Raw genomic sequence first — 20,307 nt, 5'->3', positions numbered from 1 at the left:
GGCTTGCTGCAGCTGCGCCTGGAACGTGCGCGGGTCGATCTGCGCAAGCAGCTGCCCGGCCTTGACGTCCTGGCCTTCGACAAAGCCGACGCGGTCGAGCTGGCCGTCCACGCGTGGCTTGACGGTCACCGTGGCCATGGCCTGCACCGTGCCGACGCCGGACAGGCCGATCGGCACGTCCTCGCGCTTGACCTGCGCAGCCGGCCCGCTCAAGCGCATGGTGACACCGCGCCGGGCAGCGCCGCCGGCGCCGGCTGTCTCGGTGACCAGTGCGCAGGTCAAGCGCGAGGACGTGCCGATCGGCCTGTCCGGCGTCGGCACGGTGCAGGCCATGGCCACGGTGACCGTCAAGCCACGCGTGGACGGCCAGCTCGACCGCGTCGGCTTTGTCGAAGGCCAGGACGTCAAGGCCGGGCAGCTGCTTGCGCAGATCGACCCGCGCACGTTCCAGGCGCAGCTGCAGCAAGCCATGGCGCAAAAGGCGCGTGACGAAGCGCAGCTCGCCAATGCGCGCCTCGACCTGCAGCGCTACGAGGGCCTCATCAAGGAAAACGCCACCACGCAGCAGACGCTGGATACCCAGCGCGCGCAGGTGGCGCAACTGGCCGCCGCGGTGAAGACCGACGAAGCGCTGGTCAACGTCGCCCGCGTGCAACTCGACTACACCACCATCACCGCGCCGCTGTCCGGGCGCGTTGGCGCGCGCCTGGTCGACCCGGGCAATATCGTCCACGCCGCCGACGCCAACGGCCTGGTGGTGATCCGCCAGATCGACCCGATCGACGTGGTGTTCACGCTGCCCGACGGCGAATTCCAGCGCATCAACGGCGCCATGCAGGCCAGCGGCGCGCCGCTCGCGGTGCAGGCCAGCGAACGCGCCAGCGGCCAGTTGCTGGGCCAAGGCAAGCTGATCCTGCTCAACAACACCATCGACACCACCTCCGGCACCATCCAGCTGAAAGGGCGCTTTCCCAATCCGTCGCACACGCTGTGGCCCGGCCAGTACGTCAACGCACGGCTGGTGCTCGGCGAGCGCGACCAGGCGCTGACCATCCCTGCTGCCGCCGTACAACGCGGCCAGAGCGGCACCTATGTCTATGTGGTGCAGGCGGACCATACGGTTGCGTCCCGCGCGATCGAGGTGGCGGAGACCCAGGACGCCAAGGCCGTCGTGGCCAAGGGTCTGGCGGTCGACGAGCGGGTCGTGGTGGACGGGCAGTACAAGCTCAAGCCCGGCACCCGCGTGAATGAGACGGCCGCGGCCACCACCATCGCGGATGCCGGCGCAGCGCCCGCCTCCGCGCCTGCCGCCGGTGCCCCGGCAAACCACGCCGGGAACGCACGGCCATGAGCATTTCCGCGATCTTCATCAAGCGCCCGATCGGCACCTCGCTACTGGCGCTAGCCGTGCTGCTGGTCGGCGTGGCCGCATGGCCGCTGCTGCCTATCGCGCCGCTGCCGCAGGTGGATTTCCCCACCATCCAGGTGTCGGCTAACCTGCCCGGCGCCAGCCCGGAGACCATGGCCTCAAACGTGGCCCAGCCGCTGGAGCGCCAGTTCTCGCTGATCGGGGGGCTTACGCAGATGACGTCGACCAGCGCGCAGGGCAACGCCCAGATCACGCTGCAGTTCGACCTCAACCGCAGCATCGATGCCGCCGCCGTGGACGTGCAGGCCGCCATCAATGCCGCCAGCGGGCAATTGCCCGGCAACCTGCCCACGCCCCCGACCTTCCGCAAGATCAACCCGGCCGACTCGCCGATCCTGGTGCTGGCGGTGCAGTCCGACACGTTGCCGCTGACCGAGGTCAACGACTTCGCCGACAATGTGCTGGCGCAGCAGATCTCGCAGATCTCCGGCGTCGGGCTGGTCAATATTGGCGGGCAGCAAAAGCCGTCGGTGCGCATCCAGGTAGATCCGCAGAAGCTCTCGGCCATGGGCATGAGCCTGGAGGACCTGCGCGGCGTGATTGCCGCCACCACGGTGAACCAGCCCACCGGCAGCACCGATGGCGCCACCAAGGCCTTCAACGTCTACACCAACGACCAGGTCACCAAGGCGGCAGCGTGGAACGACATGGTGCTGGCCTACCGCAACGGCGCGCCGGTGCGCGTGCGCGATGTCGGCGTGGCGGTGGACGGGCCCGAGAACGCCAAGCTGGCGGGCTGGGGCTTTGCCGGCGCCGCCGCGCCGGCGGACAACACCTTCCACAACGGACGCGCCATCATCCTGGCCATCACCAAGCAGCCGGGCGCCAACGTGATCGAGACGGTGGATCGCATCCGCGCCGCGCTGCCGCACCTGCAGGCCGCGATCCCCCCCACCGTCAACGTCAACACGCTGGCCGACCGCACCCAGACCATCCGCGCCTCGGTGGCCGATGTGGAGTTCACGCTGGTGCTCACCATCGCGCTGGTGGTGATGATCATCTTCGTGTTCCTGCGCAACGTGGCCGCCACGGTGATTCCCAGTGTGACCGTGCCGCTGGCGCTGATGGGCACCGCCGGCGGCATGTACCTGCTGGGCTACAGCCGCGACAACCTGTCTCTGATGGCGCTCACCATCGCGGTGGGGTTCGTGGTGGACGATGCCATCGTGATGCTGGAGAACATCTATCGCCACGTCGAAGACGGCATGGCGCCGATGGACGCCGCGCTCAAGGGCGCCGCGGAAATCAGCTTCACCATCGTGTCGATCTCGGTCTCGCTGGTGGCGGTGTTCATCCCGCTGCTGCTGATGGGCGGCATCGTGGGGAGGCTGTTCCGCGAGTTCGCCGTGACCGTCACGCTCACCATCGTGGTATCGGTGCTGGTCTCGCTGACGCTCACGCCGATGCTGTGCTCGCGCTACCTGACCCCGCCGCGCGGCCATCATCACGGCCGCATCTACCAGTGGTTCGAGCATGGCTTCGACGCCATGCTGGCGAGCTACAAGCGCGGGCTGGACGTGGTGATGCGCCACCAGTTCTTCACCCTGTGCGCGTTCATCGCCACGGTCGCCACCACGGTGGCGCTGTTCATCTACATACCCAAGGGCTTCTTCCCGCAGCAGGATACCGGCTTTATGTTCGGCATCGCGGAGTCCGCGCAGGACGCCTCGTTCAAGTCAATGAACGCGCGCATGGTGCAGCTTGCCGATATCGTGCGTGCCGACCCCGATGTTGCCGCGGTGGGCATGACCGGCGGGCAGAATACGCTCAATACCGGCAACTTCTTCATCAGCCTGAAACCCAAGGACGAGGGCCGCACCGTCAGCGCCGACGAAGTGATCGCGCGGCTGCGGCCCAAGCTGGCGCAGGTGCAGGGCGCCAACCTGTTCCTGCAGGCCGGGCAGGACATCAACGTGGGTGGGCGGCTGTCGCGCACGCAATACCAGTACACGCTGATGGACTCCAACCTGGACGAGCTCAACCAGTGGGCCCCGCGCATCCTGGAGCGCCTGCGCGCCCTGCCCCAGCTCGCCGACGTGGCGTCCGACCAGCAGAACGCCGCCGCCGCCGCGCGCCTGACCATCGACCGCGCGCGCGCCTCGAGCTTCGGCATCACGCCCGCGCTGATCGACTCCACGCTGTACGACGCGATCGGGCAGCGCCAGGTCGCGCAGTACTTCACCCAGATCAACAGCTACCACGTGATCCTGGAAGTCACGCCCGCGCTGCAGGACGACCCGCGCTTGTTCAGCAAGCTGTATGTGACCTCGCCGCTGACCGGCGAGCAAGTGCCGCTGTCCACCTTCGTCAAGATCGACACCGACAGCACCGCCTACCTGTCGATCAGCCACCAGGGTCAGTTCCCCGCCGTCACGATCTCGTTCAACCTGGCCAAGGGCGTGGCGCTGGGCGATGCCGTCAAGGCCATCAACAGCACGCTGTCCGGCATGGGGCGCCCGCAGACGCTCTCCGGCTCGTTCCAGGGCACGGCACAGGCCTTTGGCGCCTCGCTTGCCTCCCAGCCCTACCTGATCGCCGCCGCGCTGGTCGCCGTGTATATCGTGCTGGGGCTGCTGTACGAAAGCTACATCCACCCGCTCACCATCCTCTCCACCCTGCCTTCCGCCGGCGTGGGCGCGCTGCTGATCCTGCTGGCCGGCGGCTATGACCTCAGCGTGATCGCGCTGATCGGCATCATCCTGCTGATCGGCATCGTCAAGAAAAACGGCATCATGATGGTCGACTTCGCGCTCACCGCCGAGCGCGACCACGGCATGAAACCGGAAGAAGCCATCTACCAGGCGTGCCTGCTGCGCTTCCGGCCGATCATGATGACCACCATGTGCGCGCTGTTGTCCGGACTGCCGCTGATGCTCGGGCATGGCGCCGGCTCCGAGCTGCGGCGGCCATTGGGCTTTGCGATGGTGGGCGGGCTGGTGCTGTCGCAAGCGCTGACGCTGTTCACTACGCCCGTGGTGTATCTCTACCTGGATCGCGCGCACTATTGGTATGTGAACCGCAAGGAACGGCGGCAGGCACGGCGCGAAGGACGTGAGCACGCGAGCGACACAGAGGCCAAACGCGAGAGCCAGCGCGTGCTGGCTGCCGGAGAAGGAGACTGAGGGCCGGTCAATGAGATCTCTAGCTCTTGCGAGCGCCCGCCCTCTCCCCCGGCCCCTCTCCCACAAGTGGGAGAGGGGAGCCAACCGACGGGAGAGTCAGAGCATCGATTCGGTGTAGCCGTGATTCCCGCCCTTCGGGCGGGAATCACCCCAACGCGATGCGAAGCGAGCCGTCAAGGTGTGCCAAGGCCGTATGGGGCGCCTTCTTTGCCTACTTTCTTGGCAAGCGGCAAGACAAGAAAGTAGGTCACCGCCCCGCAGGGGTGGTGAAACTGCTGTTGCCTTTGACCTTGACGTTAATCAGTTGCAGTTGCAGTTGCAACAAACAAACTAACTAACCTCAATCACCCCATTCATCGTCTCGTGCCCGGACCCACAAAAAATATCGCACAAGAACCCAAAGCTGCCAGCCGCCTTAGGCAAAGCCGAAACCCGCACCACCTTGCCGGGCGGCAAATCCTCCCGAATGCCGAGATCCGGCACGCTAAACCCCATGATCACATCCTGCGCGGTCAGCTCGAACACCACCGGCTCCCCGACCCGCAGCGCAATCCGGTTCGGCGTAAAGACAAACTTGCGCGCATGCACCTTGATCACCCTTGGCGCGGCGGCCGCGCTGCGCAGCAGCGGCGTCCCGCCCGCCAGCGCCAGCAAGCAGCACAGCGCCCGCCTGCGGCTGATTCCTTCCCGTCCGATGACTGACATGACCAACTCCTGATAGCGAGTTCAAAGCAGCTCAAAGCAGCTCAAAGCGGCGTGGCACGATCTGCTCAACCATTGACAGGCTTCTCCTCGATCCCGAAATCCCCCGATGCCCTGCCCGCTTCCACTTCCCGCCAGCCCAATCCCCGATAGGGCTGCGCCGGATCCCACGGCACCGGCAAGCGCTGCGGCTGCGACCCCGCCGCCGGCAACGGGAACATCAGCGAGCGCGCCGCATGGTGCGCGATATGCCCGGTCATGTGGTGATGCTCCTGGTGGATGTGCCCATAGAACACGGTCACGTTGGGATGCGGCATCAGCCGCTCGATGACCTGCGCGCCGTCTCGGGTCGCCCAGTCCCACTGCGGATACAGATCGAACAGCGGACGGTGCGTGAACACCACGATGCGCGCCGACTGCGGCTGCTGCGCGAGATCCGCGGCGAGCCAGTCGAGCTGCGCCGCGCCCACCCGCCCGGCAGGATCAGACACGTTGTCCAGCACGATGAAGTGCACGCCCTTGTGGTCGAACACATAGTGCGTGGGCCCGAACAGTTCGCGGTAGGCAGCGCCCTGGTCCAGGCTGGCGTCGTGCTCGCCCGGCATCAGGTGCACGACCGGCACCTTGAGCGCGGCGATGATCGACTGGAACTCGCGCATGCGCTTGCGGCGCTCGGCGGGGTCATCGGTGGTGTGGGTAAGGTCGCCGGTGAACATCAGGAAATCCGGCGGCTCGGCCAGTGCGTTGACCGCCGCCACCGCCTTGGGCAAGGTCCCGCGCGCGTCGGGATTGGGCGGGCCCTGGAACCCCCAGTGCGCGTCCGAGAGCTGGACAAAGTAAAACGCTTCGTCGCGTCCGGCGGCCCATCCGGGCAATGCCGACACAAACACCGCGCCGCCGGCGCACGCGGCAAGCCCGAGAAAATCGCGCCGCTTCCATGCTCGCTGCATATTGAGCTCCATCTGTAAATCGGATTGATCGGATTGACCAGGTTGTTGGGGACCTGCCTGTCATACCGGTGCGCCGGCGTGTTTATTCCCGTTGCCGGCGAAATTTTTTTTACGTGGTGGCAGTGAGATTCGGGAATAAACTCAATGCATTCCCGGTATACGCGGCAGAGACGGAATGAACGGGGATGGCGCGCGATGCGCCCAACCCGGGCACCGAGCCAAAGGAGTGACGTGAACGCTGCCGACCAGCGCCGCCGTTTCGACGATCTGGTGCTCCCGCACCTCGACGCCGCCTACAACCTGGCCCGCTGGCTGTCGGGCAGCCCCGTGGAGGCGGATGACGTGGTGCAGGAAGCCTGCCTGCGGGCTTTCTGCTTTTTTGACAGCTTCCGGGGCGACCAGCCACGCGCGTGGCTGCTGGCGATCGTGCGCAACACGTGGTTCACCGCCTGGCGCAAGCGGCATCAGCCGGGCCAGGCCGAGAGCGCGGGCTACGACGACGCGCATTTCGATGGCGAGCCGCTGCCCGGCTGGCAGGATGGCCACGGCGACAGCCCTGAGCAATGGCTGTTGCGCGCCGAGGATGTCCGGCTGCTGCATCTGGCGCTGGAGCGCCTGCCGCTGGCATTTCGGGAAGTACTGGTGCTGCGTGAACTGGAAGATCTGCCCTATCGCGATATCGCCGTCATTGCGGAAATCCCGCTGGGCACCGTGATGTCGCGGCTGGCGCGCGCGCGCAAGCTGCTGGCGGCGGCGGTGCTCGCCTTGCGCGCGGAAGGCACCCGCGGCGCCGGCAACCAGGGCGGCGCCGACCTTGGCGCCGCAGGCACCCTGTCCACCGCACCGGCAACGGGCAGGGCCGCCGCGGCAACCGCCATCCACGCCACGCCGGCGCAACCTGCCGGGGAGACAGGCCATGAACTGCAATGACGCCCGCCTGCTGCTGCAGGCAAGTGCTGACGGTGAGCTCGGCGCGGGCGACGCCTTGCGCCTTGAGCAGCACCTGGCGCAATGCACGGCCTGCACCGCGCAGCTCGCTCACCTGCGCGAACTGCGCACGGTATTGCGCGCGCATGCGCCCTACCACCGCGCAGGGCCGGCCCTGCGCGCGCGGCTGACCGCGGCGCTGGACGCAGCCCAGGCCACGCCAGCGCCACAGGCGGCTGGCTCCGGCGCTGCGGCGGCGCCCTCCGGCAACGGTGGCGCATGGTGGCAACGGATACGGCGCTATTTCGAATGGGGTCCCGCCGCCAATGCCGCCATGGCCGCGCTGACGGTGGCGACGCTGGGCATCGGCATGGTCCAGTACGCGCTGAGCGATGGCTCCGGGCCGACGGTGGAAGGCGAGATGGTAAGCAGCCACGTGCGCGCGCTGATCTCGGGGCACACGATCGATGTCGCCTCGTCGGACCGCCACACCGTCAAACCCTGGTTCAATGGCCGGATCGACTACGCACCGTCGGTACGGGAACTCGCGCCGCAAGGGTTCCCGCTGGTCGGGGGACGGCTCGATTACGTGCATGGACGGCCAGTGGCGGTGCTGGTCTACCGCCGCAACCAGCACCCCATCGATGTATTCGTGCTGCCATTGCGCATGGCGGACAGGCCGGACAGCAAGCCAGCCGCCAACCCCGGCCGCAGCCAGGCACCGCCGCAGATCGAGGCGCGCCAAGGCTACCAGCTGGCGATCTGGGAGTCGGACGGCATGCGCTACGCGGCCATCACCGATGCCTCGGCCGACGACCTGCTGCGCTTCACGCAGGCCTGGCGCGCGGCCGGCGACAACCGCGCGCCCTGAGCCCTGAGCCCTGCGCCCGGGCTCAGGCGAGCACGAACGGCAACTGCCGCTGGCGCTTGCCGGTGAGCGTGAACAGCGCGTTGGCCACCGCTGGCGCAATGGCTGGCACGCCCGGCTCGCCCAGCCCGGTGGGCGGATCCTCGGAGGGCACGAAGAACACATCCACCACCGGCGCATCGGTGATGCGCGGCGGCGGATAGTCGGGGAAATTGCTGTTCTTCACCGCGCCGTTTTCGATCTCGATGGCAAAGCCCGGCCGCGTCATCGCCAGCCCGAACACGCATGCGCCCTGCACCTGCGCCTCGGCCGACATGGGATTGACCACGCGGTTGGCATGCACCCCGGCCGTCACGCGATGCACATGGGGCTCGTTTTTCACCAGCGACACCTCCACCACATAGGCCACCACCGTGCCAAAGGACTCGTGCACCGCCACGCCCCAGGCCTGGCCCTTGGGCAGCTTGCGCTTGCCGTAGCCGGACTTGTCCACCGCCAGCTGCAGCGCAGCGCGATGGCGCGCGTGCTTGCCCGCGTCCAGCCGCGCAAGGCGGTACGCCACCGGATCCTGCCTGGCATTGACGGCCACTTCGTCGACCAGCGTTTCCTTGACGAAGGCGGTGTGCGTGTTGCCAACCGAGCGCCACCACAGCACCGGCACCGCCACCTGCGGGTGATGCACCGATAGTTGCAGCGGGAAGCCGTAGTCGTTCTCCACCAGGCCTTCGACCATGGTCGAGTCCACGCCGCCCTTGACCATGAATGCCTCGAACGGCGTGCCGGAGAGGATGGATTGCCCGACCACGGTATGCTGCCAGCCGAGCACCTGCCCCTTCGCATCGGTGCCGATGCGCGCGCGGTGCACATGCAGCGGCCGGTAGTAGCCGCCGCGGATATCGTCCTCGCGGCTCCACATCACCTTGAGCGGTTCGTCATGCCCGCTCTTGACCCAGGCCAGCAGCACGTTGGCCGCTTCGACCAGGTAGTCGGAGGTGGGCACGGCACGCCGGCCGAACCCGCCGCCCGCCATCATGGTGTTGAGCGTGACCTTGGCCGGCGGCAGCCCGAGCACGCGCCCGATGGCGGCCTGGTCCACGGTCTGGAACTGCGAGCCCACCCATACCTTCACGCTCTGCACCGCCTTGCCCGACACCTCGGCCTGCAAGGTGCAGTTCAGCGGCTCCATCGGCGCATGCGCAAGATAGGGAAACTCGTAGTCCGCCGAGATGGTGCGCGCGGCGCCGGACATGGCGCCCATGTCAGCCTGCAGCGCCACCGTGCCGGGTTGCGCGGCCAGCGTCCTGTACTGCGCGAACAGGTCCTTGGTGGAGACGCTGGAGCCGCTGTCTTCCCACACGATCTCCAGGGCGTCGCGCGCCTGCTTGGCCGGCCAGTAGCCATTGGCCACCACCGCCACGCCGGTGCCGCCGCGATCCACCGGCACCAGCATCACGTCGGCCACGCCCTTGATCGCGCGCGCCTTGTCGGCGTTGAATGATTTCACCTTGCCGCCAAAGCGCGGCGGGCGTGCCACCACGGCCACCACCATGTTCTTGAGATGCACGTCGATGCCGAAGGCGGTGGTGGCCTCCAGCTTGCCGCGCGCGTCCAGCCGGCGCGTGGGCTTGCCGATGAGCTTGAACTGCGCCGGGTTCTTGAGCGTTACCTGCTGCGGCACCGGCAGCGCCATGGCGGCCTGCGCCAGCTCGCCAAAGGTGGCGCGATGGCTGCCGGAAGTGACCACGCCCAGCGCCACCTGGCAGCTCGACGGGTCGACCTGCCACTGCGTAGCCGCGGCGGATACCAGCATGGCGCGGGCGCGCGCGCCCAGCTCGCGGTACTGCTGGAAGGAGTGATTGAGCGCGGTGGAGCCGCCGGTCATCTGCATGCCGAAGGCGGGATCCTTGTACGCATCGCCGGCGGGCGCCAGCGTGGCGCGCACGTTGCGCCAGTCCACGTCGAGCTCTTCGGCCAGCGCCATGGGCAGCGCCGTATGCACGCCCTGGCCGAATTCGAGCCGGTTGACCGCCACCGTGACGGTGTTGTCCGGCGCGATCAGCAGGAACGCCTGCGGCGGCGAAGGCGGGGCCTTGGGCGCCGCGCCTTCCTGCGCCAGCGCGGCCTGGGCTGGCAGGATGCCGAGCGCCAGCCCGCCGCCGGCAAAACCGGTCAGCTTGAGAAAACTGCGGCGGTCCAGCGCGGCGACGCCGCCGGCGTCCGCTGGCCTGCGGTTGCCGCCGGCCAGCGCTTCGAGGTATCTGATTCGCATGATGTCGTCCCCTTAAGCCAGCGCGCGCGCCGCGTCTTTGATGGCCGCGCGGATGCGCTGGTAGGTGCCGCAGCGGCACAGGTTGCCGGCCATGGCCTGGTCGATGTCAGCGTCGCTCGGGTGCTTCTTGCTGCGCAACAGCCCGACGGCGCTCATCACCTGGCCGTTCTGGCAGTAGCCGCACTGCGCTACATCGTGCTTGATCCAGGCGTCGAGCACAGCACGGCCAATCTTGTCGCCGGTGACGCCTTCGATGGTGGTGATGCGCGCGCCTTGCGCCGCCGAGACCGGCGTCACGCAACTGCGCGTGGCCTGGCCGTTCACATGCACGGTGCACGCACCGCATGCCGCCATGCCGCAGCCGAACTTGGTGCCGGTCATGCCAAGGCTGTCGCGTAACGCCCACAGCAGGGGCGTGGAAGGATCAACGTCTACCTGCAACGGCTTGCCGTTGATATCTAGCGTGGTCATGGGGGAAGCTCCTTGGGTCTGTTTGCCCTGGTCCGCCCCGGCATGGCGCAGCGGTTCGAGCCGCCGCGCCGCGCCGCCGGCGGCCGGTCAGCGGCGTGCGCCCCAGCCGCGGTGCGCACGCCGTACAACCTTCAGAGGATAGTGCAAAAAGGGCAGTCGCGTGCGGTACCATCCACCGCGCCCGGGCGGCCTCAGGCCATGCCTTCCGGCGCGAGGTAATCGCCGTCGCCTCATCACCGCCCGCCCAAGGGCCGCCATGGCTGGCGTGGCGGGCGCGCTTCGCGCTGGTCCGATATCAGCGCCTATACCCCTCCTTGGCGGGGCAATGCCTGAAACGCCTGTACGACTGGAGCGGCGGCGGCCAGTCCGCCATGGCAGCAGACTGGCCGCCGGGGCCGGTTCCGGCTCGCGGCCGGCCACTCTCCTACCCCAAAACGGCGTCCGGCGCTAGTCCGAATAGCGGGAACACACCGGGGCTTATCGCCTCGTGCTTCCGACGCATCGCCGCTATATTGATCCATTAAGCTGGGCCGTGCGTGCAACCTGCCCGACGCCCGCCCATCGCCTCAATTTCGAGAACGCAGCTTCAGGCTGACGCCACATGACGCCAGATTTGGATGTCCGCCCCTTGCCCACCATCTACCCGCGCTGGCAGCGCGTGTCGCTAGCCGCCATCGCCTTCTTCCTGCTGGCCCTGGCCGGGCTGGCCGTGTCGCGCTACCCGGGAAACGTGGCCATGCTCTGGCTGGCCAATGCCTTCGGCCTCGGCATCTTGCTGCACCAGCGCAGCGGCGATGCGCTCTGGCAGCTGGCGGGGATGCTGGTGGCAGGCTTGGCGGCCAACGCGGCCATGGGCGATAGCCCCGTCATTGCGCTGGCGCTGGCGCTGGGCAACGTCGCCGAGATTGCCTTCTCGGCGTGGCTGGTGCGCGCCATGACCGGCGGCGCCACGCTATCGCGCCCGGGACCGCTGGCGCGCTTCGCACTGACGCTGGGCGCGGCCAGCACGCTGGGACCAGCGGTGGGCGCGACCATCGGCGCCGCCACCATCAGCACCGCCTACCACAGTGGCTTTGGCGCGGTCTGGTGGACCTGGTGGACGGCGGACTCGATGGGCATCGTCATGTTGCTGCCGCTGATGGTATCGATCACCCGCGAGCGTTTCGCTGACACCTTCCGCCGCGCGCAACTGCCCCGTTTTGCCGGACTGCTCCTGCTGAGCCTGGCGGTGGGCGGCGTGGCGCTATACAAGAGCAACGAGCCGTTCGTGGTGATGGCGCTGCCGCTGGTGCTGGCGGCGCTGCTGACCAATCCCTTTGCCACTGCCCTGCTGACGTTGCTGGCCATCTGCGGCGCGGTGACGCTGGGGCTGGTCACCGCATCGCTCGGCCTGGGCGCGAACGAGCCGTTCCTGCTGCAGTCGGTGCAGTTGTCGACCGCGCTGATCATGGTGTTCCCGATCTGCATCGCCTTCCTGCTGGAGCAGAACCGGCGCGACCGCAGCGAGCTGCGCGGCAGCGAGCGGCGCTTTCGCCAGGCCATGGAGCATTCGGCCATCGGCATGGCGCTGGTGGGACTGGACGGCCGCTGGCTGCAGGTCAACCGCGCCATCTGCGACCTGTTCGGCTATGATGCCGCCGAGCTGGCGGAGCTGCCTTTCCCGACCATCACCCACCCGGACGATCTCGCCCCGGACCTGCACCAGGTCGAGCGCCTGCTGGCCGGCGAGATCGAGTCGTACCGGATAGAAAAGCGCTTCCGCCACAAGGACGGCCACTATCGCTGGACCTTGCTGGCCGTCTCCCTGGTGCACGACGAGAAAACGGGCAAGCCGCTGCATTTCATCTCGCAGGTGGAAGACATCGACGAGCGCAAGGCCGCGCTGGAAAAGCTCGAGGCGCTGTCGCGCCGGACCCAGCTGGCGGTGGAAGCCGGCGGCGTAGGCATCTGGGAATGGGACATTGCCAGCGGCGCGATCGAGTGGGACGCGCGCATGCATGCGCTGCACGGCGTCGATCCCGCCCTGGGCGCGCCGGACATCAAGCGCTGGACGGCCATGGTGCACCCCGAGGATGTCGAGCAGGCAAGCACCGAGATGCGCGAGGCGGTGCGCGGCACGCGCACCTTCGATACCGAATACCGCATCCAGCGCCCCAACGGCGCGGTGCGCCACATCCGGGCCATGGCAATGGTGCTGCGCCAGGACGATGGCACCGCGGTGTCCATGATCGGCACCAACTGGGACATCACCGAACAGCGCCGTCTCACCGAGGCGCTGTTCGAGGAGAAGGAACGCCTGCATATCACGCTGAGCTCCATCGGCGATGCGGTGATCTGCACCGACGCCACCATGGGCGTCACCTTCATGAACCCGATCGCCGAGCAGCTCACCGGCTGGACCATGCAGGCGGCGGCCGGCCAGCCGCTCGAATCCATCTTCCGCATCGTCGACGAGCATACCAACGCGCCGATCCCCAGCCCGGTGGAACAGTGCCTGCTGAGCTTGCGCCCGGTCTACCTGCAGGACGGCGCGGTGCTGCAAAGCCTGACCGGCGACCGCCATGACGTGCAGGACTCCGCCGCGCCGGTGCGCACGGCGACCGGCGAGGTCATCGGCGCGGTGCTGGTGTTCCAGGACATCACCGGCGCCCGCGCACTGCAGCGCGAGCTGGCCCATTCGGCCTCGCACGATGCGCTTACCGGCCTGCCCAACCGCATCTGGTTCGAGAAGCGGCTGCGCGAGGCCTGCGAGGCTGCGCGCATGCAGCAACAGCATCACGCGCTGTGCTTCATCGACCTGGACCGCTTCAAGATCGTCAACGACACGGCCGGGCATGCCGCGGGCGACGTACTGCTGCGCGAGCTCGGCCACGTGATCCGCTACCACGTGCGCCCGGACGACCTGCTCGCCCGCCTGGGCGGCGACGAGTTCGCGCTGCTGCTCATGGACTGCACGGTGGACCACGCCGAGCGCGTGTGCCAGAAGATCATCGATGCCATCCGCGGCCAGCGCTTCCCGTGGGAAGGGCGGGTCTACGATGTGGGCGCGAGCATCGGCATTACCGCCATCGACCACGAAACACCGCCGATGGGCGAGCTGATGAGCCGCGCCGACGTAGCCTGCTACGCCGCCAAGGCGGCCGGGCGCAGCCGCGTCTCGGTGTACCGGCGCGACGAAAGCGATGCGCAGCGCCACCACCAGGAGCTGCAGGTTGCCGCCGGCATCCACTCGGCGCTGGATGCGAACCGCTTCCGCCTGTTCGCCCAGGAGATCCGCGCGCTACAGAGACACAACCAGGCTGAGCGCCATATCGAGATCCTGGTACGCATGGTCGACGAGCAAGGCAAGCTGGTGATGCCAGGCGCGTTCATCCCCGCCGCCGAGCGCTATGACCTGATGGGCCACGTGGACCGCTGGGTGATCCACCACGTGCTGCATGAATTCGGCGAGCGCCTGACCGCGGTGCCCAGCCTCACGGTCGCCATCAACCTGTCGGCCAATTCGCTGGGCGAGCCGTTCCTGCTGCCGTTCCTGCACGCCGAGCTGCACGAGTCCGTGCTGCCCGCCAGCCGCATCCAGCTGGAGATCACCGAGACCGCGCTGATCAACAACATGGCGGCGGCCAATCGCCTGGTGACCGAAATGCGCAGCGCTGGCTGCACCGTGGCGCTGGACGATTTCGGGGCCGGCTTGTCGTCGTTCTCCTATCTCAAGCAGTTTCCGGTGGACTATCTCAAGATCGACGGAAGCTTTATCCGCCACCTGGCCGGCAGCGCGGTGGACCGCGAGATTGTCAGCTCGATCAACGATATCGGCCATCGCCTGGGGATGCTGACCGTAGCCGAATCCGTGGAGGACGAGGAAACGCTGCAGGCGTTGCGCTCGCTTGGCGTGGACTATGCCCAGGGCTATGTGATCGGGCGGCCGATGCCGCTGGAATTGTTCCTGGAAAGTTGCCCGACCCAACCGGTGGGCAACGCCTGAGTCACCTGGCGTGCGTGGCTGGCGGCAACGTGTGCCGGCCGTGCCATGCCCCTTGCATCACACGCTGGCGCCCGTACGGGCGCCAGCTCCACTTTCCGCCCCGCCATCCGTTCGGAAAACCGAACGCCCCGTCGCCCCGACCGCACGGAAATCCGAACCGTGCGCCGAGCGCACATTAATTTCCCCTTGTTTTTCAGTGGCTTAGGCAGCTTCGGCGTGGCCGTTGGCCTGGCACGCCTCGTGCAATGTATGCGCCGGCCCCAAGCGGCCATACAGGTCGACGGCTGGCTCCCCCCGCGCCGGCCCGGACCCAAAACAATGGAGGAAACAATGATCGACCCCGCCTTGCCGACCTTGCCCACCACACCGGTGGGCGCCGGGCACACGCTGCCCGTTCGGCATGGATCAACGCATTGATCCGGAATGATTCCGGATTGAACAGGCATTGATCTCCCCGGCTGAGGCCGCATGGCGCTGTCCCATTGACGGCAACGCCATGCCAGAAGGCTGCCAGCCCCCCGCAAAACAGCCGTCCGGCCATTGGCCGGGCGCATCGGCCCGACTTCTGATGAAACTGAACCGACTGCCCACCCTGATTTTCATTGCGATGCTGCTTGGCGTGCTGGCCGGCACGGCCGCCCACCACTATGCGCCGGACCCCGCCGCCGCCAAGTCCATCGCCGACCACCTGTCCATCCTGACCGATGTGTTCCTGCGCATGATCAAGATGATCATCGGGCCGCTGGTGTTCGCCACCCTGGTCAGCGGCATCGCCAGCATGGGCGACGGCAAGGCCGTTGGCCGTATCGGCATGAAGGCGATGGCATGGTTCATCGCCGCGTCCATCACCTCGCTGCTGCTGGGCCTGCTGATGGCCAACCTGCTGCGCCCGGGCGAAGGCATGAACCTGGCGCTGCCGGCGGCGGACGCGGCCTCCAACCTGAAGACCGGGGCGCTGAACCTGCGCGATTTCATTGCGCACATGTTCCCCAAGAGCTTCGTCGAAGCCATGGCCACCAATGAGATCCTGCAGATCGTGGTGTTCTCGCTGTTCTTCGGCTTTGCGCTGGGCACGCTCAAGGACGGCATCGGCAAACCCGTGCTGGCCGGCATCGAAGGCCTGTCGCACGTGATGCTGAAGATCACCAACTATGTGATGGCCTTCGCGCCGGTCGGCGTGTTCGGTGCGGTCGCCGCGGTGATCACCGCCGAAGGCCTGGGCGTGCTGGTCGTGTACGCCAAGCTGCTGGGCGCTGTCTACCTGTCGCTGGCGCTGCTGTGGGTGGCGCTGATCGCCGGTGGCTACTTCTTCCTCGGCCGCGATGTGTTCCGCCTGCTCAAGATGGTGCGCGCCCCGCTGATGATCGGTTTCGCCACTGCCAGCAGCGAATCGGCTTACCCCAAGGTGATCGAGCAGCTCGGCCGCTTTGGCGTCAAGGAGCGCATCACGGGCTTCGTGCTGCCGCTGGGCTACTCGTTCAACCTGGACGGCTCGATCATGTACACCTCCTTCGCCGCGCTGTTCGTGGCGCAGGTGTACGGCATCCACCTGTCGCTCTCGCAGCAAGTGACCATGCTGCTGGTGCTGCTGGTCACCAGCAAGGGCATCGCAGGCGTGCCGCGCGCCTCGCTGGTGGTGGTGGCCGCGGTGCTGCCGATGTTTGGCCTGCCCGAGGCCGGCATCCTGCTGGTGCTGGGGATCGACCACGTGCTGGACATGGGCCGTACCGTGACCAATGTGCTTGGCAACGCCATTGCCACAACCGTCGTCGCCAAAAGCGAAGGCGCCATCGGCGCGCCGGTGCCCGAAGAAGCGGATGACCCCGCTGCCGACGGCAACCGCGGCCTGACACCCGTTCAGGTCCTGGCCGGCAAGTAACACTGCCAGCGCGCCAAGGCCCGGCCACCGATCAGGTGGCCGGGCCTTTTTTGTTTCCGGGGGCCGGAAACCATGATGTGGTAAAAGACGGGGTCGCCGCGGGTGCGGCCATCGGGCAATGTGCACATTGGCACTCCTACCCCTACTCTTACCCCTTTGCACAATGCACTTTTGCTGGCGCCTGCAGTCTTAACCAGTCGGGCTCGCTGCCCGCGACCGAGTTCCTTCGCCTTCGCTTCCTGCGCATTCCGCCCGCCCCCATGACCGGCCCGCTCCCTTCACACGCTACCCCGCAAGGCGCCACGCACGATACCTCCGCGCGTGCCGCGCGCCTGCGTCCGTGGGTGCCCCTCATGGCCATGCTGGCACTGGCGACGCTGATCGGACTGGCTGGCGCCATGGGCTACCGGTACAGCTACGACAACGCGCTGGCACGCCAGGGCGAGCGCGGCCAGGTGCAGCTGCGCCTGTACGGGCAGGCCCTGTCGAGCGAGCTGGCGCGCTATGACTACGTGCCCAGCCTGCTCTCGCTGGACGACAAGATCGCTGCGCTGCTGGCGCACCCGGACGATCCGGCACGCGTCGAGGCCGCCAACCAGTACCTGGCCGCGGTCAATGCCCGCGCCGGCACCCGCGTGGTGTTCGTGCTCGATGCACGCGGCCATGTGCTCGCCACCAGCAACTGGCAGCGCCCCGACAGCTACCTGGGCGAAGACCTGAGCTTCCGCCCCTACTTCAGCGACGCCGCGGACGGCCAGCTGGGCCGCTTCTATGGCGTGGGCACCACCCGCAGCGAGCCCGGCTACTACCTCTCGGCGCCGCTGGGCGATCGCCACAAGCCAAGCGGCGTAGCGGTCGTCAAGGTGGGGCTGGAACCCCTGGAGAACCGCTGGCAGGGCGCCGATACCCAGATGCTGCTGACGGACGAGAACGGCGTGGTGATCCTCGCCTCCGACCCGTCCCTGAAACTGGGCGCGCTCAAGCCGCTGGCCCCCGAGCTGCGCGAGCGGCTGCAACGCAACCTGCAATACAACCGCGCCGCGCTCCCGCAGCTGGAACTCACGCCGGTGCGCAAGCTATCCGACAGCGACGCCCTGGTCCGCCTGCGCAGCGGCCCGCCCATGCTGGCGCAGAACGCCGAGCTGGTTGGCACCGACTGGCACCTGACGCTGCTCACCAATACCTCGCAGGCCCGCGTGGCCGCGCTCAGCACCGCCGCGCTGGCCGGCGTGCTGACCGCCTTCCTGTTGCTGCTGGCGGCGGCCTGGAACGTGCGCCGGCGCATCGCCAGCGAGCGCATGGCCGCGCGCGCCGCGCTGGAGGCCGCCAACGGCGAACTGGAGCGCAAGGTGGCGGAGCGCACCGCGGACCTGTCCGCCGCCAACCAGCACCTGCAGGCGGAAGTTGCCGAACGCATCCGCACCGAGGCGACCTTGCGCCAGGCACAGGATGGCCTGCTGCAGGCCGGCAAGCTGGCCGCGGTAGGCCAGATGTCCACCGGCATCGCCCACGAGCTCAACCAGCCCCTTGCCGCCCTGCGCACGCTCTCGGGCAATACCCAGAAATTCCTCGAGCGCGGCGACAACGCCACCGCGCAGGCCAACCTCGGCACCATCATCGGCCTGGTGGAGCGCATGGGGCGCATCACCGGCGCGCTCAAGTCATTCGCGCGCAAGCCTGGCAATGGCGGCACCGCCGCCCGCCTGGCGCCGCTGGACGATGCGGTGGACAACGCCCTGTTCCTGCTCGATACGCGCCTGCAGGCGGTACGCCCGGCGCTGGTCCGGGAGATCGAGCCGGACCTGATGGTGACCTGCGATCCCAACCGGCTGGAACAGGTGCTGGTCAACCTGATCGGCAACGCGCTCGACGCGCTGGCCGGCAACCCTGAGCCCCGGCTGGAGCTGCGCAGCCACCTGGCGGGCAGCAAGCTGCGCCTGACCATCCGCGACAACGGCCCCGGGCTGTCCGAGGAAGCCTTCGCGCGGCTGTTCGAGCCGTTCTTCACCACCAAGCCGGCAGGACAGGGACTGGGCCTGGGCCTGACGCTGTCGGCCGGCATCCTGGACGAGGTCGGCGGCGGCCTGGAGGCCAGCAATCACCCCGACGGCGGCGCGTGCTTCACGCTGGTGCTGCCGCTGGCCAGGCTTGACCCGGAGAGCCGCCATGGCAATTGACCCGAACCACGCTGATTCCCCCGACGCGATCGACCCCGCGCTGCTGACCGTGCTGATCGTCGAAGACGACCCCGACGTGCGCCTGGGCTGCGAGCAGGCACTGCGGCTCGAAGGCATTGCCACGCGTGCCGTGGCGAGCGCCGAAGCCGCCCTGCGCGAGGTCGGCAGCCATTTTCCCGGCGTGGTGGTGAGCGACATCCGCCTGCCCGGCATCGACGGCATGGCGCTGCTGCATGAGCTGCGCTCGCGCGACGATGCGCTGCCGGTGGTGATGGTCACGGGCCACGGCGACGTCAGCCTGGCCGTGCAGGCCATGAAGGCCGGCGCCTACCACTTCCTGGAAAAACCTTTCTCGCCCGAGCGGCTGGTCGAAGTCACGCAGCGCGCGCTGGAAAAGCGCCGGCTGGTGCTCGAAGTGGCCGAGCTGCGCAGGAGGCTGGCCGGGCGCGATACCTTGCAGGCGCGCCTGATCGGCCATTCGCCATCCATCGAACGGCTGCGCAAGCTGATCGCCGACCTGGCCGACACCGCCGCCAACGTGCTCATCCACGGCGAGACCGGCACCGGCAAGGAACTGGTCGCCCGCTGCCTGCACGAAGCGAGCTCGCGCCGCGCACGGCACTTCGTGCCGATCAATTGCGGCGGCCTGCCCGAGCAGCTGTTTGAAAGCGAGATCTTCGGCCACGAGGCCGGCTCGTTTACCGGCGCGGCGCGCCGGCGCATCGGCAAGATCGAGCACGCCGAGGGCGGCACGCTGTTCCTCGACGAGATCGAGAGCATGCCGATGCAGATGCAGATCAAGCTGCTGCGGGTGCTGCAGGAGCGCGTGGTCGAGCGGCTTGGCTCCAATACGCCGGTGCCGGTCAACACCCGCGTGGTCGCGGCCACCAAGGCAGACCTGAAGGCGCTCTCAGCGGCCGGCCAGTTCCGCGCCGACCTCTACTACCGGCTCAACGTGGTGACGCTGGAGTTGCCGCCGCTGCGCGAGCGGCGCGAAGACGTGCCGCCGCTGTTCGAGCATTTTGTCGCGCAGGCGGCGCTGCGCTTCGAGCGCGAGGCGCAGCCCGCCACGCCGGCGGAGCTCGCAGCGCTGATGGCCTATCCGTGGCCGGGCAATGTGCGCGAGCTGCGCAACCTGGCCGAGCGCCATGTGCTGGGACTGGGGTGCAATCCCGGGCAAGGCACCGCCGAGCCGGCAGCGCTGCCGCTGGCGCAGGCCGTGGAGCAGTTTGAGCGGGCCATGATTGCCGACGCCATGCGCAGGCACGAGGGGAACCTCAGCCGCGCCAGCGAGGCACTGGGCATTGCCAAGACGACCCTGTTCGATAAGGTCAGGAAATACCGGCTTTGAGATTCCAGGCGTTGAGACTTGCCGGGTGGCGGCGCTAGCCGCCACCGGCTGACCCGCAACGGCCTTGCGCGCAGCTTGCGTTGAAGCTTTCCTTGCAGCGCCGGCCGTCGCGCCACTTCCCGCACCTCCCGCACCTCCCGCACCTCCCGCGCCCTCTCGGCCCCTTCGCTCCACCTC

At 68.0% G+C, this 20,307-nt stretch carries 13 protein-coding genes; 8 read left to right on the top strand and 5 right to left on the bottom strand.

Annotated features, from left to right (window positions below; translation table 11 throughout):
- The coding region (locus tag A9975_RS37940) for a biotin/lipoyl-binding protein (protein WP_304523840.1) at positions 1–219 on the bottom strand (219 nt) is incomplete at its 3' end.
- On the opposite strand from A9975_RS37940, the gene A9975_RS03845 reads away from it, so the two are divergent.
- Both A9975_RS03845 and A9975_RS03840 read left to right on the top strand, forming a co-directional pair.
- Positions 218–1,351 carry an efflux RND transporter periplasmic adaptor subunit gene (locus tag A9975_RS03845; protein WP_255503051.1) on the top strand — a complete coding sequence of 378 codons (1,134 nt, stop codon included), beginning with the start codon at positions 218–220 and terminating at the stop codon, positions 1,349–1,351. The genes A9975_RS37940 and A9975_RS03845 overlap by 2 nt on opposite strands.
- Complete coding sequence (locus A9975_RS03840; RefSeq protein ID WP_183031470.1) at positions 1,348–4,551, top strand: efflux RND transporter permease subunit; 3,204 nt, start codon at positions 1,348–1,350, stop codon at positions 4,549–4,551. Before A9975_RS03845 ends, A9975_RS03840 begins: the two co-directional genes overlap by 4 nt.
- Before the next feature lie 330 nt (positions 4,552–4,881).
- Here the strand turns inward: A9975_RS03840 and A9975_RS03835 are convergent, their stop codons facing one another.
- The gene (locus A9975_RS03835; RefSeq protein ID WP_043344319.1) at positions 4,882–5,256 is read right to left on the bottom strand and encodes a cupredoxin domain-containing protein; all 375 of its coding nucleotides are present in this window, start codon (positions 5,254–5,256) and stop codon (positions 4,882–4,884) included.
- A gap of 65 nt (positions 5,257–5,321) precedes the next feature.
- Positions 5,322–6,203: a metallophosphoesterase gene (locus A9975_RS03830; protein ID WP_174426218.1), complete on the bottom strand. Its 882-nt coding sequence runs from the start codon at positions 6,201–6,203 to the stop codon at positions 5,322–5,324.
- A 195-nt stretch (positions 6,204–6,398) separates the two neighbouring features.
- Here A9975_RS03830 and A9975_RS03825 point away from each other — a divergent pair, with 195 nt between their 5' ends.
- Entirely contained in the window at positions 6,399–7,133 is a 735-nt protein-coding gene (locus A9975_RS03825) for an RNA polymerase sigma factor (protein ID WP_220810622.1), read from the top strand.
- A complete protein-coding gene (locus A9975_RS03820; RefSeq protein ID WP_183031468.1) occupies positions 7,120–8,001 on the top strand; it encodes an anti-sigma factor in 882 nt (293 codons plus the stop codon). Before A9975_RS03825 ends, A9975_RS03820 begins: the two co-directional genes overlap by 14 nt.
- Positions 8,002–8,023: 22 nt before the next feature.
- Here the strand turns inward: A9975_RS03820 and A9975_RS03815 are convergent, their stop codons facing one another.
- Both A9975_RS03815 and A9975_RS03810 read right to left on the bottom strand, forming a co-directional pair.
- Positions 8,024–10,267 (bottom strand): xanthine dehydrogenase family protein molybdopterin-binding subunit, encoded by a 2,244-nt coding sequence (locus A9975_RS03815; protein ID WP_183031467.1) that lies wholly within the window; start codon positions 10,265–10,267, stop codon positions 8,024–8,026.
- Between the two features lie 12 nt (positions 10,268–10,279).
- On the bottom strand, positions 10,280–10,738 hold the full coding sequence (locus A9975_RS03810) for a (2Fe-2S)-binding protein (protein ID WP_183031466.1): 459 nt from the start codon (positions 10,736–10,738) through the stop codon (positions 10,280–10,282).
- A 601-nt stretch (positions 10,739–11,339) separates the two neighbouring features.
- On the opposite strand from A9975_RS03810, the gene A9975_RS03805 reads away from it, so the two are divergent.
- From A9975_RS03805 to A9975_RS03790, 4 genes are all read left to right on the top strand, one after another.
- Positions 11,340–14,723, top strand: a complete 3,384-nt coding sequence (locus A9975_RS03805) for a diguanylate cyclase (protein WP_183031465.1) — start codon at positions 11,340–11,342, stop codon at positions 14,721–14,723.
- A gap of 568 nt (positions 14,724–15,291) precedes the next feature.
- Complete coding sequence (locus tag A9975_RS03800) at positions 15,292–16,602, top strand: dicarboxylate/amino acid:cation symporter (RefSeq protein WP_006160255.1); 1,311 nt, start codon at positions 15,292–15,294, stop codon at positions 16,600–16,602.
- A gap of 353 nt (positions 16,603–16,955) precedes the next feature.
- A complete protein-coding gene (locus A9975_RS03795; RefSeq protein ID WP_183031471.1) occupies positions 16,956–18,779 on the top strand; it encodes an ATP-binding protein in 1,824 nt (607 codons plus the stop codon).
- A complete protein-coding gene (locus tag A9975_RS03790; protein ID WP_183031464.1) occupies positions 18,769–20,130 on the top strand; it encodes a sigma-54 dependent transcriptional regulator in 1,362 nt (453 codons plus the stop codon). Before A9975_RS03795 ends, A9975_RS03790 begins: the two co-directional genes overlap by 11 nt.
- Positions 20,131–20,307: the final 177 nt, after the last annotated feature.

It is taken from the genome of Cupriavidus sp. UME77, from assembly GCF_014170355.1.
GTDB lineage: Bacteria > Pseudomonadota > Gammaproteobacteria > Burkholderiales > Burkholderiaceae > Cupriavidus > Cupriavidus basilensis.
Note: the sequence above shows the minus strand (reverse complement) of the source record. Positions and strands in the feature narration are given on the sequence as shown.

What these genes read in the sequence shown, in the direction of transcription:
- A9975_RS03845 (WP_255503051.1), top strand. Translation starts at nt 218, where the DNA reads ATGGTGACACCGCGCCGGGCAGCGCCGCCGGCGCCGGCTGTCTCGGTG.
- A9975_RS03840 (WP_183031470.1), top strand. Translation starts at nt 1,348, where the DNA reads ATGAGCATTTCCGCGATCTTCATCAAGCGCCCGATCGGCACCTCGCTA.
- A9975_RS03835 (WP_043344319.1), bottom strand. Translation starts at nt 5,256, where the DNA reads ATGTCAGTCATCGGACGGGAAGGAATCAGCCGCAGGCGGGCGCTGTGC.
- A9975_RS03830 (WP_174426218.1), bottom strand. Translation starts at nt 6,203, where the DNA reads ATGCAGCGAGCATGGAAGCGGCGCGATTTTCTCGGGCTTGCCGCGTGC.
- A9975_RS03825 (WP_220810622.1), top strand. Translation starts at nt 6,399, where the DNA reads ATGCGCCCAACCCGGGCACCGAGCCAAAGGAGTGACGTGAACGCTGCC.
- A9975_RS03820 (WP_183031468.1), top strand. Translation starts at nt 7,120, where the DNA reads ATGAACTGCAATGACGCCCGCCTGCTGCTGCAGGCAAGTGCTGACGGT.
- A9975_RS03815 (WP_183031467.1), bottom strand. Translation starts at nt 10,267, where the DNA reads ATGCGAATCAGATACCTCGAAGCGCTGGCCGGCGGCAACCGCAGGCCA.
- A9975_RS03810 (WP_183031466.1), bottom strand. Translation starts at nt 10,738, where the DNA reads ATGACCACGCTAGATATCAACGGCAAGCCGTTGCAGGTAGACGTTGAT.
- A9975_RS03805 (WP_183031465.1), top strand. Translation starts at nt 11,340, where the DNA reads ATGACGCCAGATTTGGATGTCCGCCCCTTGCCCACCATCTACCCGCGC.
- A9975_RS03800 (WP_006160255.1), top strand. Translation starts at nt 15,292, where the DNA reads ATGAAACTGAACCGACTGCCCACCCTGATTTTCATTGCGATGCTGCTT.
- A9975_RS03795 (WP_183031471.1), top strand. Translation starts at nt 16,956, where the DNA reads ATGGCCATGCTGGCACTGGCGACGCTGATCGGACTGGCTGGCGCCATG.
- A9975_RS03790 (WP_183031464.1), top strand. Translation starts at nt 18,769, where the DNA reads ATGGCAATTGACCCGAACCACGCTGATTCCCCCGACGCGATCGACCCC.